Annotated in this window: 19 protein-coding genes; 7 read left to right on the top strand and 12 right to left on the bottom strand. The window is 68.2% G+C overall.

Annotation, left to right across the window (positions count from 1 at the left end):
- Positions 1-8 precede the first annotated feature (8 nt).
- From BKA15_RS20440 to BKA15_RS20430, 3 genes are all read right to left on the bottom strand, one after another.
- Positions 9-929 carry a carbohydrate ABC transporter permease gene (locus BKA15_RS20440; RefSeq protein ID WP_179753844.1) on the bottom strand — a complete coding sequence of 307 codons (921 nt, stop codon included), beginning with the start codon at positions 927-929 and terminating at the stop codon, positions 9-11.
- Positions 929-1,918 (bottom strand): ABC transporter permease, encoded by a 990-nt coding sequence (locus BKA15_RS20435; protein ID WP_312879159.1) that lies wholly within the window; start codon positions 1,916-1,918, stop codon positions 929-931. The genes BKA15_RS20440 and BKA15_RS20435 overlap by 1 nt, the downstream gene beginning before the upstream one ends.
- Positions 1,919-2,107: 189 nt before the next feature.
- Complete coding sequence (locus BKA15_RS20430) at positions 2,108-2,902, bottom strand: DeoR/GlpR family DNA-binding transcription regulator (protein WP_312879158.1); 795 nt, start codon at positions 2,900-2,902, stop codon at positions 2,108-2,110.
- A 165-nt stretch (positions 2,903-3,067) separates the two neighbouring features.
- On the opposite strand from BKA15_RS20430, the gene BKA15_RS20425 reads away from it, so the two are divergent.
- Positions 3,068-3,763, top strand: coding sequence for a glycerophosphodiester phosphodiesterase (locus BKA15_RS20425; RefSeq protein WP_179753842.1), 696 nt, complete (start codon positions 3,068-3,070; stop codon positions 3,761-3,763).
- A gap of 460 nt (positions 3,764-4,223) precedes the next feature.
- Here the strand turns inward: BKA15_RS20425 and BKA15_RS20420 are convergent, their stop codons facing one another.
- From BKA15_RS20420 to BKA15_RS20410, 3 genes are read right to left on the bottom strand one after another with little or no spacing between them, the layout of a single operon-like run.
- A complete protein-coding gene (locus BKA15_RS20420; protein WP_179753840.1) occupies positions 4,224-5,021 on the bottom strand; it encodes an ABC transporter permease in 798 nt (265 codons plus the stop codon).
- Positions 5,018-5,737, bottom strand: coding sequence for an ABC transporter ATP-binding protein (locus BKA15_RS20415; protein ID WP_179753838.1), 720 nt, complete (start codon positions 5,735-5,737; stop codon positions 5,018-5,020). The genes BKA15_RS20420 and BKA15_RS20415 overlap by 4 nt, the downstream gene beginning before the upstream one ends.
- Complete coding sequence (locus BKA15_RS20410) at positions 5,734-6,093, bottom strand: hypothetical protein (protein ID WP_179753836.1); 360 nt, start codon at positions 6,091-6,093, stop codon at positions 5,734-5,736. Before BKA15_RS20410 ends, BKA15_RS20415 begins: the two co-directional genes overlap by 4 nt.
- 74 nt (positions 6,094-6,167) lie before the next feature.
- Here BKA15_RS20410 and BKA15_RS20405 point away from each other — a divergent pair, with 74 nt between their 5' ends.
- On the top strand, positions 6,168-6,722 hold the full coding sequence (locus BKA15_RS20405) for a helix-turn-helix domain-containing protein (RefSeq protein WP_218871494.1): 555 nt from the start codon (positions 6,168-6,170) through the stop codon (positions 6,720-6,722).
- A gap of 4 nt (positions 6,723-6,726) precedes the next feature.
- Here BKA15_RS20405 and BKA15_RS20400 read toward each other — a convergent pair whose 3' ends face one another.
- Entirely contained in the window at positions 6,727-6,831 is a 105-nt protein-coding gene (locus BKA15_RS20400) for an LPXTG cell wall anchor domain-containing protein (protein ID WP_179753834.1), read from the bottom strand.
- A gap of 290 nt (positions 6,832-7,121) precedes the next feature.
- On the opposite strand from BKA15_RS20400, the gene BKA15_RS20395 reads away from it, so the two are divergent.
- Positions 7,122-7,499 (top strand): YciI family protein, encoded by a 378-nt coding sequence (locus BKA15_RS20395; protein WP_179753832.1) that lies wholly within the window; start codon positions 7,122-7,124, stop codon positions 7,497-7,499.
- A gap of 30 nt (positions 7,500-7,529) precedes the next feature.
- The gene (locus BKA15_RS20390; protein ID WP_179753830.1) at positions 7,530-8,798 is read left to right on the top strand and encodes an RNA polymerase sigma factor; all 1,269 of its coding nucleotides are present in this window, start codon (positions 7,530-7,532) and stop codon (positions 8,796-8,798) included.
- 32 nt (positions 8,799-8,830) lie between these two features.
- Here BKA15_RS20390 and BKA15_RS20385 read toward each other — a convergent pair whose 3' ends face one another.
- The 3 genes from BKA15_RS20385 to fbaA form a co-directional block, all read right to left on the bottom strand.
- On the bottom strand, positions 8,831-9,721 hold the full coding sequence (locus BKA15_RS20385) for a phosphotransferase (protein ID WP_179753828.1): 891 nt from the start codon (positions 9,719-9,721) through the stop codon (positions 8,831-8,833).
- 193 nt (positions 9,722-9,914) lie between these two features.
- Positions 9,915-10,451, bottom strand: a complete 537-nt coding sequence (locus BKA15_RS20380; RefSeq protein ID WP_179753826.1) for a hypothetical protein — start codon at positions 10,449-10,451, stop codon at positions 9,915-9,917.
- A gap of 7 nt (positions 10,452-10,458) precedes the next feature.
- Positions 10,459-11,484, bottom strand: a complete 1,026-nt coding sequence (gene fbaA, locus BKA15_RS20375; RefSeq protein ID WP_179753824.1) for a class II fructose-bisphosphate aldolase — start codon at positions 11,482-11,484, stop codon at positions 10,459-10,461.
- A 147-nt stretch (positions 11,485-11,631) separates the two neighbouring features.
- On the opposite strand from fbaA, the gene BKA15_RS20370 reads away from it, so the two are divergent.
- On the top strand, positions 11,632-12,030 hold the full coding sequence (locus tag BKA15_RS20370; RefSeq protein WP_179753822.1) for a VOC family protein: 399 nt from the start codon (positions 11,632-11,634) through the stop codon (positions 12,028-12,030).
- Here the strand turns inward: BKA15_RS20370 and BKA15_RS20365 are convergent, their stop codons facing one another.
- Positions 12,031-12,564, bottom strand: coding sequence for a hypothetical protein (locus BKA15_RS20365; RefSeq protein WP_179753819.1), 534 nt, complete (start codon positions 12,562-12,564; stop codon positions 12,031-12,033).
- A gap of 90 nt (positions 12,565-12,654) precedes the next feature.
- Between BKA15_RS20365 and BKA15_RS20360 the strand changes: the two genes are divergently transcribed.
- Together BKA15_RS20360 and BKA15_RS20355 are read left to right on the top strand one after the other, a co-directional pair.
- Positions 12,655-12,900 (top strand): hypothetical protein, encoded by a 246-nt coding sequence (locus BKA15_RS20360; RefSeq protein WP_179753817.1) that lies wholly within the window; start codon positions 12,655-12,657, stop codon positions 12,898-12,900.
- Positions 12,900-13,217, top strand: coding sequence for a YlcI/YnfO family protein (locus BKA15_RS20355; protein ID WP_179753815.1), 318 nt, complete (start codon positions 12,900-12,902; stop codon positions 13,215-13,217). Before BKA15_RS20360 ends, BKA15_RS20355 begins: the two co-directional genes overlap by 1 nt.
- 24 nt (positions 13,218-13,241) lie before the next feature.
- Here the strand turns inward: BKA15_RS20355 and BKA15_RS20350 are convergent, their stop codons facing one another.
- On the bottom strand, positions 13,242-14,402 hold the full coding sequence (locus tag BKA15_RS20350) for a sialidase family protein (RefSeq protein WP_179753813.1): 1,161 nt from the start codon (positions 14,400-14,402) through the stop codon (positions 13,242-13,244).
- Position 14,403: the final 1 nt, after the last annotated feature.

Genomic DNA, 14,403 nt, shown 5'->3' with positions numbered 1-14,403 from the left:
CAAACTCCTCAACCCTTGATGGCGCCGGTCAGGACGCCCTTGGTGAAGTACTTCTGCACGAACGGATAGACGATGAGGATCGGCAGCGTCGCCACCACGACGATGGCCATCTGGACCGACTGCGGCGCGACCGCACCGATGTCGGGGTTCTCCATCTGGCTCATCGGCGAGCCCTGGAGGACGTACTGGTTGAGCACCAACTGGATCGGCCACTTCGCCGGATCGTTGAGATAGATCAGCGGATTGAAGTACGCATTCCAGTAGCCGACCGCATAGAACAGGCCGATCACCGCGAGCACCGCCTTGGACAGCGGCAGCACCAGCGAGGTGAAGATCCGCCACTCCCCCGCGCCGTCCACCCGGGCCGCGTCGAACAGCTCGCTCGGCAACTGCATGAAGAAGTTGCGCATCACGATCATGTTGAACGCCGAGATCAGCACCGGGAAGATCAACGCCGCGTACGTGTCGATCAGGCCGAGGGACTTGACCAGCAGGTAGTTCGGGATGATCCCGGCGCTGAACAGCATGGTCAGCAGGATCATGATCAACGCTGCCCGGGCGAACGGCACCTGCCGGGTCCGGGTCAGCCCGTACGCGAGCATGGCGGTGAAGCCGACCGACAGCACGGTGCCGACCAGCGTGACGCCGGCGGACACCAACAGGGACCGGGTGACGATGCCGCCGGTGAAGATCGTCTTGTACGCGTTCGTGGTCCACTCCGACGGGAACAATCCGAACTGCCGCTGGGCCGTCGGGGCGCCGAACGAGGAGAGGATCACGTACACGAACGGGTAGAGCATGATCAGCACGATGCCCGCGATGACGAGGCCCTTGATCACCCGGATCGCCAGCGGCGGCTTGCCGAGCCAGACCGGCCGGTTCGAGCCGGTGGGCGGGGTGACCCGGACCGAGTCCAGTGCGGTGGCCATCAGATCAGCCCCTCGTTGCCGGTCCGCTTGGCCACCAGGTTGGCGACGATGATCAACGCGGTGCCGACCACACCCTTGATCAACCCGGCCGCGGCGCCGATGCCCCAGTCGCCGCCCTGCACGCCGCGGAAGTAGACGAAGGTGTCCAGCACCTGCGCCGCCGCGACGCCCACTGACGGCTGCTGCAGCAGGATCTGCTCGAACCCGACGCTGAGCACGTCGCCCAGTCGCAAGATCAACAGCAGCACGATCACCGGCAGGATCCCGGGCAGCGTGATGTGCCAGATCCGCCGCAGCGAACCGGCCCCGTCAGCGGCGGCGGATTCGTACAGCTCGGTGGGAATGGCAGTGATCGCGGCGAAGAAGATGATCGTGCCCCAGCCGATGTCCTTCCAGATCACCTGCGACGTGAGCAGGATCTTGAACGTCTCGGCGTTGGCCATGATGTTCACCGACCCGCCGCCCAGCTGCGCGATCAGGTCGGCCACCGGGCCGGCGCCGCCGAGCACCTGCTGCCAGATCGAGATGACGATCACCCAGGAGATGAAGTGCGGCAGGTAGACGATCGACTGGACCATCCGCTTCACCCGCTCCGACAGCAGCGAGTTGAGCAGCAGTGCGAGCAGGATCGGCGCCGGGAACGCGAACAGGATCTGCAGGCCGGAGATCACCAGCGTGTTGCTGACCGTGGTCCAGAACTCGATGTCGCCGACCAGCCGGGTGAAGTTCTCCATCCCGACCCAGGTCGAGCCGGCGAAGCCGAGGAACGGCGAGTAGTCCTGGAAGGCGATCACGATGCCGCCGAGCGGCAGGTAGTGGAAGATCACGAAGAACAGCACGCCGGGCACGATGAACGTGTACATCCAGCGTTCCCGCCAGATCCGCTGGCCGAGGGACAGCCGCCGGATCGGCGGCACGCGCGGGGACGGACCGGCATCATCCGCCCGCACCCTGGTGACGGTCGAGACATTTCCCACGTCGTCGGCCACGGGCTTAAGTTAACACGCGCGATTGCGAAGTTAACATACGTTCCGGTAACCGTGATCCGAACGTTCCCGTAACCCTGTCCCTGGGCAGGCTGCCAGTTTTTCACGTAACGTGAAAAACTGTCGCTTTACCAGGGAAGCTTCTGTGGTAAAGCGACAGGAAACCTGGTGAAGTGGAGCCGGCGGGCGCGGTCAGGCGCCGACCTTCACCGTCTCCACCCGGCCGCCGGAGTCCCGGACCGCGGACAGGAACTCGGGGTCGGAGCTCTCGTCGACGACGATCAGATCGAAGTCCTTGGTCGGCGCGATCGAGTGCAGCGCGGTCCGGCCCAGCTTGCTGTGGTCCATCAGCAGCACGCGCTTGGTGGCCGAGCGCATCATGGCCCGTTTGATCAGCACGATGTCCGGCTCCTGGTGGAACACCTCGCCGGCGGTCATCGCCGACGTGGAGGCGATCAGGATGTCGGCCCGCAGCGTGTCGATCATCTCGTTGCACATCATGCCCAGATAGGAATCGTGGGTCTCGGAGTATTCGCCGCCCAGCACGATCAGCCGGTGATCGCCGTCCTGCCGTACGATCTCGGCGACCGGCCGGGAGTTCGTGATGACAGTCAGCGGGCTGACGTCCTCCAGTTGCCGGGCCAGCTCGAGCGTGGTCGTGGAGTCGTCCAGCAGGACCGCCATGCCGGGCTCGATCAGGGTCCGGGCGTACGTGGCCAGGGCGACCTTGATCTCCCGGTTGACCTGCATCCGGTAGCGGATGTTGGCCTCGAACACGTTCGACGGCTGGGCGCTGACGCCGCCGCGGAACTTCCGCACGACGCCCTGCCGAGCCAGCTCGTCCAGGTCGCGGTGCACCGTCATCAGGCTGACCTCGAACCGCTCGGCCAACTGGTTGGCGGAGATCGAGCCCTCCGCCACCACCAGGTCCGCGATCCGGTGCAACCGGGACGCCCGGCGAGTGGCCGGCTCCACGCTGCCGGTCACCGGATGCTCGTGAGATCTGGAAGTGAAGCAGGTCGAGTTATCACGAAATCATGTTATCTTCACTTTCGCGGGGGCCATAGCGTCCCGGGTGGACCGGCTCAGATCCGTGTCCCTGCGGGCCTGGGACGCTTGGCACGCACCTGTCGCGTCGCGCAGAGGAGAACCATGGGGCTCGTGCTGACCGCTCACCGGGGATCTCCGGACCGGGCACCCGAGAACACGCTGCCGGCGTTCGCGGCCGCGATCGCCGACGGGGCCGACGAGCTCGAGCTCGACCTCCAGGTGACCACCGACGACCAGCTGGTCGTCTTCCATGATCAGACCGTGGACCGGATCACCGACGGCACCGGCCCGCTGGCCGACTTCTCGCTGGCCGAGCTGCGCGAGCTGTCGGTGTCCGGTGAGCGGATCGCCACGTTCGACGAGGTGCTGGACACCGTCGCCGGGCACCCGCTGCAGGTCGAGCTGAAGGCACCGAAGGCCGCGCCGCGGCTGGCCGCCCTGTTGCGGGAGCGGCCCGAGCTCGAAGATCAATTCCGGGTCAACACCGGCGAGACCACCTGGCTGGCCGACCTGCACCGGCTGCGGCCGTCGGCCAGGCTGGCGTACAGCGCCGAGGGTGCGTCGACCTCCCTGGTCGACCGGGCGGTGGGCCTGGGCGCCGAGGCGGTCTATCTCAGCCTGCCCGACCTGACCCCGGAGATCGTCGAGTACGCCCACGGCCGCGGCCTGCGGATCACCGGCTGGCTGGCCAACACCCAGGCCGACATCGAACGAGCCCTCACCCTCGGCCTGGACGGCGTCACCACCGACTACGTCAGCGTGGTCCGCCCCGTGATCGACCGGCTGCTCCCCGTCTGAGCCCCAGCTCGCCGACCGGTCACAAAAGCAGGCGTTCTGACGGCGTGTCGCTGCTGTTGTGCCCGGTCGGCAGTTGGGTCGGCCGCACTCCGGGCGTAGGCCGCAACTGATCGTGGGGCCAAGCCCGAGCCCCCCGCGGTCCCGAGGTTCTGCATGGAGCTGGACCCTGGTGCAGAGTTGCCTGATGCAGCGCTCTCCGCTGTGTGGTCCAGCCAGGGCCCGAGAAGGTCCCGCGCCGCCGCGGCAGTGCCGCGGCCCATCTTCCGACCCATCGCCTTGGACCTCGATGTCACCCGGTCTCCTACCGAACGCTCAATTCATCGCCGACCGACCCTGGTTGGGTCGTTCTCCATCAACCGAGCGACATCGTGCCCGTCGCGTTCCCCGCTGACCGGGCACAAGTGCAGCGCCACGCCGTCAGAACGGCTGCTTTGGTGACCGGTCAGCGGATTCGATGGGCTCAGGACAGGTCGCGGCGGAGCGGGACCAGGACGGCGACGGCGGCCGACACCGCCGCGTAGCCGAGCAGGATCAGGGCGCCGCCGACCGGGGACAGCAGGGCCGGCAGGCCGAGGCCGGCCTCGTTCGTGATCACGTCGGTGAGGAACGTGAAGTTGATCAAGGCCGAGGTCGCGCCGCCGGGCAGGACCGGGTAGATGGCGTTCAGGCCCGGGATGATCATGAGGACGTACTCGAGGAAGTAGAAGTAGCCGAGCACGACCGCGATCGCCACGATCTGGTTCCTGGCCAGGGCACCGATCGCGACGCCGAGCACCATGTAGACGGCGGCCGCGACGGTCAGCTGGCCGAGCATGATCAACAACGTTCCCGGGCCGATACCGAGCGCGACGCCGCGGACCGCGGCCGCGACCAGCACCGCCAGCCCCGAACTCGCGGCCGCGATGCAGCCGTAGCCGAGGCCGAACAGGGCGTACACGACGAGCTTCGCACCGAGCACCCGGCCGCGCCGGGGCGCCGCCAGGAAGGTGCCGCCGATCGTGCGGTGCCGGTACTCGCCGGTGATCGCGATGGTGCCGATCAGCGCCGGGACGAAGAGCACCAGGCCGCTCAGCCCGACCGCGGTACCGACGCCTTCCGCGGTGTCCAGACCGGGCAGCGGCGGGGTCGCATTCTCGGGCCCGATCAGGCCCAGCACGAGGGTCAGCGCGCCGCCGCAGACGACGGCCACGATCGCAGCCACCCAGGGCAGCCGGGTCGAGAAGAGCCGCGTCAGTTCGCCCTTGATCGTGGTGATCATCGTAGGGCTCCTTCCTGGGTGATCGAGAGGAACGTCTCCTCGAGGGTGCCGCCGGCCGCCGTGACCTCGGTCAGCGGCCCGGCCCAGGCGATCCGGCCGTTGTTGATCAACACCACGTCGTCCACGCTGTGCTGTACCTCGGTCAGCAGATGGCTGGAGATCAACACCGTCCGGCCGGCCGCGGCGAAGTCGCGCAGGAAGTTCCGCAGCCAGACGATGCCGGCCGGGTCCAGGCCGTTGGACGGCTCGTCAAGGACCAGCACCCGCGGCTCGCCGAGCAGCGCGGTGGCCAGGGCCAGCCGCTGCTTCATCCCGGTCGAGTAGCCGCCGACCCGGCGGTCGGCGAAACCGTCGATGCCGGTGGTCGTGATCACCTCCGCGACCCGGGTCGCCGGGTGCCCACCGAGGGCGGCATACGTCCGCAGATGGCCGCGGGCGGTCGTCGCCGGGTGTGCCGCCGCCAGGTCGACGACTGCGCCGACGGTAGCGGTGGCGTTCGGCAGGTCGCGGTAGGCCCGGCCGTTGAACCGGGCGGTGCCGGCGTCGGGCCGGACCAGGCCGAGCAGCATCCGCAGGGTGGTGGACTTGCCGGCGCCGTTCGGGCCGAGGAAGCCGGTGATCCGGCCCGGTTCGGCCGAGAACGTCACGTCGTCGACCGCGCGCACGGAGCCGTACACCTTGGTCAGTCCGTCGACCCGGATCGCGATCCCCGTCATCGGGCGACCTCGGCACGCAGCGCGTCGGCGATCGCCTCGGCGTCCGGAGTGCTGACCAGCAGCTCGTCGAAGCCGGTCGTCTCGCGCCGGACCCGGACCCGGAGCAGCGGCAGGCCGCGCTTCATCGAGACCAGCCGCCTGGTCCCGTCCGGATGGGTGAACGTGCCGAGCTTGCGAAACCCGGAGATGACCAGGCCGGACCGGGCCCCGAGCACCTCGTACGACCAGCCCGCCGACGCCTGGGCGCCGAGGACCGAGGCAGCCGGCACCGCCAGCGCGGACCGGCCGGCCATGAGCGCCTCCCAGCCCGGGAAGTCGATCCGGAGTTCGTCGTGGTGGTGGCGTACCTGAGTCATCGAGGCCCTCATTCCTTCGCGATAGCATCGTTCTAGTTGCAAGAATATTATCACGATGAGAATGGTGTAGCAGAATGGCTTCCTCCGCGATGTCGATCGCCGAGATCGTGACGCACCCGGTGCGGGTGCGGATCATCCAGCAACTGGGCGGGCGGGAGCTGACCACCGCACAATTACGGGCGGCGCTGCCGGACGTGTCCCAGCCGACGCTGTATCGCCAGGTCGCGATCCTGGTCGAGGCCGGCGTGCTCACGATCGTGGCCGAGCGGCGGGTGCGTGGCGCGGTCGAACGGACGCTCGCCCTCGGCGAACGGCTGGCCCATATCGATCACGAGGGCCTGCGGGCGATGAGCGACGCGCAGTTGCGCAGCGCCTTCCTGAGCTTCCTCGGCCAGGTCGGCCGAACCTTCGACCTGTTCCTGGACGCCGGCGACCCGCAGCTGCGCGAGTTCCTCGGCTTCGGGACCGGTTCGCTGTACGTCAACGCCGATGATCTTGCGACGATCCAGGCGGGGCTGACGAAGGTCCTCGCCCCGTACCAGGTCGACCAGGGTGGCGGCCGCCGCCGCGTCGACCTCTCCACGATCTTGATCCCCGAGGCCGTACCGCCCGCCGACCCGGAGCCCTGAGGCGTCAGCGCTCGCGGCGCCGCCGGCTCAGCAGGGCGGCACCGCAGAGTGTGGTGAGCAGCGCCGCCGCGGCGGTGATCGAGAGCGGACCGGACCCGGTGTCGGGCAACTCCTTGCCGTCGGCATCCTGATCACTGACACCGGCTCCGCTGTCGGAGTCCGCGTCACTGGCCGAATCCGTATCGCTAGTGTCGCGCGTCCGGAGCGACCCCCGCCAGGCGTTGCACGCTGGGTGCCATGACTGCCTCACGTTTTGGGCGAGCGACGGCGAGCACCGTCGCCCGGAGTCTGAAACAAATCCCGGACCTCGGAGAACCACAGTGTCCTGATCCGCCCGCGCTGTTCGTGAGTAGGTTGAAGGCGGGATCAGCCCGCCAGCAGTGGATGAAGGAGTCCCGCATGAACCAGTACCTGCTGTCGGTGTACGAGGTGGAGGGCAAGGTCGAGGGTTCACCCGCGAGCCAGGAGGAGATGCAGTCCTTCATGGCCCGGGTGGTCGCGCTGGAGGACGAGATGGACGCGGCGGGTGTCTTCGTGTTCGGAGGCGCGCTGCACGGCCCGGATGCGGCCACAGTGGTGAGCGGTGGAACCGGCCTGGACAAGGTGACCACCGACGGGCCGTTCACCGAGGCGAAGGAGCACATCGGCGGCTTCTACGTGATCAACGCCGAGGACCTGGACTCCGCGCTCTCGTGGGCCGGCAAGGTCGTCGAGGCGACCAACCACGCCATCGAGGTGCGGCCGTTCCGCGCCACTGGCCGCGTCCGGGACCACTAGCGGAGCGCACGAGGAGCAAGGTGGGCAGGTATGGAGGAGGTCGAGCGCGCGTTCCGCGAAGCACACGGGGCGGCTGTGGCCTCCCTGGTCCGGCTGTTCGGCGACATCACGCTCGCTGAGGACGCCGTGCAGGACGCTTTCGTGGCAGCGATGCACCACTGGCCGCGAAGCGGGATCCCGCCGAACCCGGCGGGTTGGATCGTGATCACCGCCCGACACCGGGCCATCGACCTCAAGCGGCGTGCCGACCGGGGACGCGAGTTGTACGGGAAGCTCGCGGCCGCCCGGTCCGAGCCTGCCGAACACCCCTGGGAGGCGGTTCCTGAAGGGGACCCGGATCTGATGCGCGATGATCAGCTGCGGCTCATCTTCACCTGCTGCCACCCGGCCTTGAGGGTGGAGCATCAAGTAGCGCTCACATTGCGGCTGATCGGCGGCCTGTCACCCCAGGAGGTCGCGCGGGCGTTCCTGGTCAGCGAGGCCACCATGGCCAAGCGGCTGGTGCGGGCCAAGTTCAAGATCAGCGCGGCCGGGATCCCGTTCCGGGTGCCCGCTGCCGCCGAACTCCCGGCCCGCCTGCGCGTTGTGCTCACCGTGCTCTACCTGATCTACAACGCTGGCGCCGACAACCGCAAGGGGCGTGGCGACCTACGCCGCGAAGCGATCCGGCTCGCCAGGTTGCTGGTGGCCGTGATGCCCGACGAACCCGAAGCGCTCGGCCTGCTCGCGCTCATGCTGCTGTGCGAATCCCGGACACCGGCACGCGGCACCGACGCCATCGTTCTCCTGCGCGACCAGGACCGGTCACAGTGGGACCGCGGGCTGATCACCGAAGGCCACAATCTTGTGCTGCGCTGTCTCCGGCGCGGCAGGATGGGCCCGTTCCAGCTCCAGGCCGCCATCCACGCTGTGCATGGCGACGCGCCCACGTACCACGCCACCGACTGGGCGGCGATCGTCAGGTTCTACGACCGGCTGCTCGTGGCCATGCCCACGCCGATGGTGGCGCTGAACCGCGCGATTGCGGTGGCCGAGACCCAGGGACCCGCCGCCGCCCTGGACCTCGTGGACGCCGTCGCAGCGGAACTCGACGGCTACCACCTCCTGCACGCGACCCGCGGGGCCCTCCTGAGCCAACTCGGACGGTCCGCCGACGCCGCAGTCGCTTACAGCCGGGCAACCCAATTGGCCCCGACCGAGCCCGAGGTCCAGCTTCTTACCGAGCGACTCGCCGAAGTCATCGCGCCCGGACAAACCAGTGGCGGCAAGGAGCAGTCGGGACCGGCGGACTGCGATTGACCGGACCCGTACCTGCTACGCGATCCAGGCCGCTACCAGGTGACCTCGTCGAGCGCCGGCCAGGGTGGACCGTCCCGCAGAGCGCTGAGAAAGGCAACTCCGGATTCCCTGCCGCTCGGGTGCCGGTCGTCGCGACGCCACCGGTACGCAGTGACCATCGCCACGACGAGGCCGCGGCACCCGTCCAGCAACCCCTGGTCGACGCCTGGATAGTGATCGCCCACTGCTCTGGGTACCCAGCCGAGGTCGTACTCGACGGGTCCCCGGGCGGTGTTCTCGAAGTCGATGAAGAGCGGCCCGGTCTTGGCGTTGATCACGTTCGCCGGGTGCGGCTCGCCGTGGAGCAGTTGCTCAGGAGCGTGCCAGGTGGTGACGGACCGCCTCAGCTCATACAGCGTGTCAGCGAGAAACGTTCGGTCGGCATCCGCAAGGTCTGGCGTGATGTCACGGCTGGCAACGTCGTGTTGTACGGCGGCGACGCGAGCCATGACATGCGGCGTAGCGATCTCCAGTTGCCGCAGGCCGGCATGAAGACGCCGAAGTACGTGCGCGTAGTCGGCCGCAGTCGGTGGGGCCTGGATCGGCTCGTAGTGGGTCCACAAGGTGATCTTGAAACCGTCACGCACGTAGATCCGCGGTTCGACCCGATCGTCCAGCGTGGCAACGGGGCTGTCCGTCTGCGCCAGCCGGTACACCAGTTCCACCTCGCGTTCCGGGCTCGCTTGATGGCCTGCGTGGTGAGTCATGGGTGTGACTCGCGCGACCGTGTCGCAGGGCGTCAGGCGGACGACCAGGCGGTTGGATTCGTTGAGGACGACGGCGTCGTCGACCGCCAAGTCAAGCGTTGCGGCCGTCGCCATCGCTGCAGCCACGGCCTGCTGGGCGACGGCACGGTGATCATCATCGGATTCGGCAAGGGACATGCTGAAGTGGCCTCCCAAAGAGAAGGGACAAGGGGCGCGGATGATCGCGCTGACCGCTTCGGTGAGCGACCGGCCGAAAAAGAAGCAGGTGGCAGGCACGCCAACTGGCGCAGGGTCAGCGCGTGCCCGTGACACCGGGAGAACACGTCACACCGCCGACTCTAGCAAGCCGCTCCGTTGCGAAGCCTGGGGATTACTCGGGCCAGCACCAGACCTCGGCGTCTGCGATCGCGGCGGAGGAGTAGAGCGGATCGGTGGTGATCTTGAGCTCGCCCTCGACCGGTTCGCCGTTGATCTTGATCGTGCCGATCCGGCAGGGCATCCAGACGGTCGACAGGATGTTGGTCACCTCGCCCAGCTGGTACGCGTCGTTGCGGCCGAGCTGGCGATCGATCGGGTCGGCGACCTCGACCTCAAGATCATCGGCCTTGGCGCGCAGGCCGGTGGCGAGGTCCAGGTGCCAGTCCACCGGGGCCTTGATCAACTCCGGTTCGTGCCAGGGCAGTCCGGCGCAGACGTCTTGGAAATAACGGTTGTACGACTCCGCGAGCCAGAGCCCGAGGTCCGGATCCGGGCCGATCACCCGGACCCGTTCGGCGTCTCCGTACACCAGCGCATGGCCGGCGCCCCGCTCGGACCAGTCGACCCGCCAGACGGAGGCGTAGGCGACCGGCGCGCCGTCCCGATACAAGGTCAGGAACGGATTCGCGCCGATCAGCCGTACCCTCATCCGGGCCTCAGGCGTTCAACGAGGTGCCGGTGCTGCGCAGGTGCTCGCAGGCCTCGACGACGCGCTTGGCCATGCCGGCCTCGGCCAGCTTGCCCCAGGCGCGCGGGTCGTAGGCCTTCTTGTTGCCGACCTCGCCGTCCACCTTGAGGACACCGTCGTAGTTGGTGAACATGTGCGCGGCGGCCGGCCGAGTGAACGCGTACTGGGTGTCGGTGTCGATGTTCATCTTCACGACGCCGTAGTCGACCGCGGCCCGGATCTCCTCCAGGGTCGAGCCGGAACCACCGTGGAAGACCAGGTCGAACGGGCGCTCCTTGCCGATCTTGGCGCCGACCTCGTCCTGGATCTCCTTCAGCACCTCGGGCCGCAGTTTCACCGCGCCGGGCTTGTAGACGCCGTGCACGTTGCCGAAGGTGAGGGCGGTGATGTACTGCCCCTTCTCACCGGCGCCGAGCACCTCGACGGTGCGCAGCCCGTCCTCGACGGTGGTGTAGAGCTTCTCGTTGATCTCGTGGCTGACGCCGTCCTCCTCGCCGCCGACGACACCGACCTCGATCTCCAAGATGATCTTGGCCTTGCTGGTCCGCTCGAGCAGCTCGGCGGCGATCGAGAGGTTCTCCTCGACCGGCACCGCGGAGCCGTCCCACATGTGCGACTGGAACAGCGGGTTCTCGCCGCGCGCGACGCGCTCCTCGGAGATCGCCAGCAGCGGCCGGACGAAGCCGTCCAGCTTGTCCTTCGGGCAGTGGTCGGTGTGCACGGCCACATTGATCGGGTAGTTCTTCGCCACCTCATGGGCGTACGCCGCGAGGGCCACGGCACCGGTCACCATGTTCTTGATCGTCGGACCGGAGGCGTACTCGCCGCCGCCGGTGGAGACCTGAATGATGCCGTCCGAGCCCGCCTCGGCGAATCCCTGCAACGCGGCGTTCAGGGTCTGGGATGAGCTGATGTTGATCGCCGGGTACGCGAAGGCGTTCTGCTTCGCCTTCTGCAGCATCTCGGCGTACACCTCGGGGGATGCGATGGGCATCGGTCACCACTTTCTTGCTGTACGTGTGCTAACAGCCGCAGTCTGTCAGAGCCGCCCCGGCGGATTGTAGACCGGGTTCCCCGGTGGTTTCTGCGGACGAGCCCGAACCGGAAGCAATTCGTCCGGAACCTCTCGTACGGTGCGGTCATGACGACGAAACCCGTACTGGATCTGATCATCCTGGACTGCCCGGACGCCCTCGAACTCGGCCGGTTCTACGCCGACCTGCTCGGCTGGACCATGCCGGAGGACGCCGACAAGGACTGGGTCACGCTGGAGCCGCCCGGCGGCGGCGTCTCACCGGACAACCCGGAGGGTCGGCCGTCGCTGGCGTTCCAGCGGATCGACGACTGGGTGGCGCCGACCTGGCCGGGCGGCACTCATCCGCAGCAGTTCCATCTCGACTTCAGCGTCGGCGACATCGACGCGGCCGAACCCGGCGTGCTCGCCCTCGGTGCCCGCCGGCACGAGCACCAGCCGTCGACGAACGGCGGCTTCCGGGTCTACCTCGACCCGGCCGGGCACCCGTTCTGCCTGATCAGGTGATCAGCTGTCCAGCTCGGACAGGTCGACGCCGTGCCGGCCGGCGGAATAGGCCCGCGCGGTCTGGTCGATCGTCGCCGGCTTGACCGCCATCGCCTCCAGCGCCACCGACACCGGCTCACCATCGGTGCGACGGAGCTGGAGCCGCTCGGCGCGCAGGAAGCCGCCCTTGATCACGACCAGCCCGGCGACCTGCGGCCAGCCGACGAACGTCCCGGCCAGTTCGACGCCGGTCCGGTCGATCCGCAGCGCCAGCCCCTGGCCGACCTCGGCGAGCTCCTGCCGGGCCAGCCGGAGGCCGACCCAGCAGACCACGATCCAGGCCAGCGCGATCACGATCACCGCGGCGTAGATCGCGATCACCCACGGCCCGGTCAGGTCGTCCCGGCGCCAGACGTAGAACACGGTCATGATCACCAGCGTGATGACGAGGCTGATCAACCGCGCCCGGAGCTGCTGCTTGCGCCGGGTCACCCGGTTCTCCGCGGCCGTCGGGTCGTACGGAACGGCGAGCGCCTCGACACTGCGATCGGTCATGCCAGACATTCTCACAGCGACCCAACTGCAACACGGACCGATCCGACCCGAATCCTTCATCTACTCGAACATGTATGACATACTAGAATCATGGCAGAGATCCGGATCACCGCGACCGCCAGGAAGCACCGCATCGCGCAGAGTCGGATCATCGCCGCATTGAACAATGCAGTCCACACCGGATCGATCGGCGATCAGGAGCACTTCCTCGGAGTCGATAGCCTGGGTGTTGAGCTGGAGTTGATCATCGTCCCCGACGACAAGCGATCCGGTGAGTATGCCTGCATCCACGCGATGCCGACCCGCTACCGCAACCAGCAGCAGGAGGAGGAGTGATGGCGACTTTCAAGGACATGCATGGTGAGGCGACCTTGTCCACGAGCGAGGAGCCGTTCATCTACCACGGCGAGGAACTGACCGAATCACGCGCAGAGCAGATCGCACAGGAATCCCTGGCCGAAGCACGGCGACGCAACCTCGTGCCGGGCGGCAAGTCGATGTCCGGGGGACGGAAGCACTCGCCGGTCGTCCAGTTCCGCGTTCCCGAGTCGATGGAACAGGCGCTTGAGGCTCAAGCGGAGCGGGAGGGCGTGACTCGGTCCCGCCTGGCTCGGAAGGCACTGGACGAGTATCTCGAACGGCACGCCGGTTAGCGGCACTACTGGCACTGCGTTTGCTCAGGCCACCGTGGCCGTGCCGAAGAAGGCTCGGCACTGGTTCTCGGCGAAGTCGGTGGCGATCTCCAGGATCTCGCCGCGGCCGACGGGGAGCAGGGTCGAGGAGTAGTTCGGGCAGGGGTGCCGGAACGGATCCGGCACCGCGACCGGGGCGGTCACCTCGCGCCAGGGCTTGGCGGGGTGGCCGTCGGAGACGAACAGCGTGCTGCCGTTGCCCGCGGCCGGCGTGCCGTCCGGGTTCTTCAGCTGCTGGCCGACCAAGATCAGCCGGCCGTCCCGGGTGCCGTCCGGAGCCCAGGTGAAGGTCGGCGCGGCGACGAAGTAGTTGCCGCTCTCGGCGACGACGCGGCGATGCCCGCCGAGCGGATCGCCCCAGTGGATGCCGTCCCGGGAGGACCGGGTGTAGACGGCGCAGTCGTACTGACTGCCGGGGACGCCGCAGATCTCGTACACCATCAGGTACGAGCCGTTCGGCAGCCGCCGCACGTTGGGCATCCCCGGTCGGCCGGCGCCGGGCTCACTGTCGACGACGTAGCGCTTGTCGGTCCAGGTGACGCCGTCGTCGGTGGTCATCCGGGCCAGCCGCTGGTCCCGCGGCGCGGTCGCGGTCTCCTCGGCGAAGTAGACGGCCAGCCGCCCCTTCCGGTCGACCGAGAACTCGGGCTCCCAGGTGCCGCCGTCGTGCGGCGAGGTCATGATCGTGCCGAGCCGGCGCCAGGTGCTGCCGGCGTCGTCGCTGCGCCAGACGTCGAGACCGGTCCGCATCGGCCGCGCCTCCTGGCCCATCGTCCCGGCCCAGAGCACGGTGCCGGCCGGCATCCCGGCGGCGTCCTGCGGCAACTCGTAGATCGAGCCGCAGCACAGGCCCGGCTTGCCGAAGCCCTGCGCGGCCGGGATCAGCGTGACGTGCTGGAAGCTCTTGCCGTCGTCCGTGCTGCGGAAGATCGCCACCTCGCCGCCACGCTCGGTGAAGGTGGTCGCGCTGGCCAGGATCTGGCCCTTCGCGTCGCCGTGCTGCAGCCGGATGACGCGCGGATACATGCTGGTCGAGTCGTACAGCGGTTCACCGGTGGTGGGTACGGCAGCGGCGGGAACGCTCGGCGTCAGGCCGATCCCCAGCACCACGGACAGCAGAATGATCAAGGTCAAGCGGGGTGTCATC

Origin of the sequence: Microlunatus parietis, from assembly GCF_013407955.1 — a bacterium.
Lineage (GTDB): Bacteria > Actinomycetota > Actinomycetes > Propionibacteriales > Propionibacteriaceae > Microlunatus > Microlunatus parietis.
Note: the sequence above shows the minus strand (reverse complement) of the source record. Positions and strands in the feature narration are given on the sequence as shown.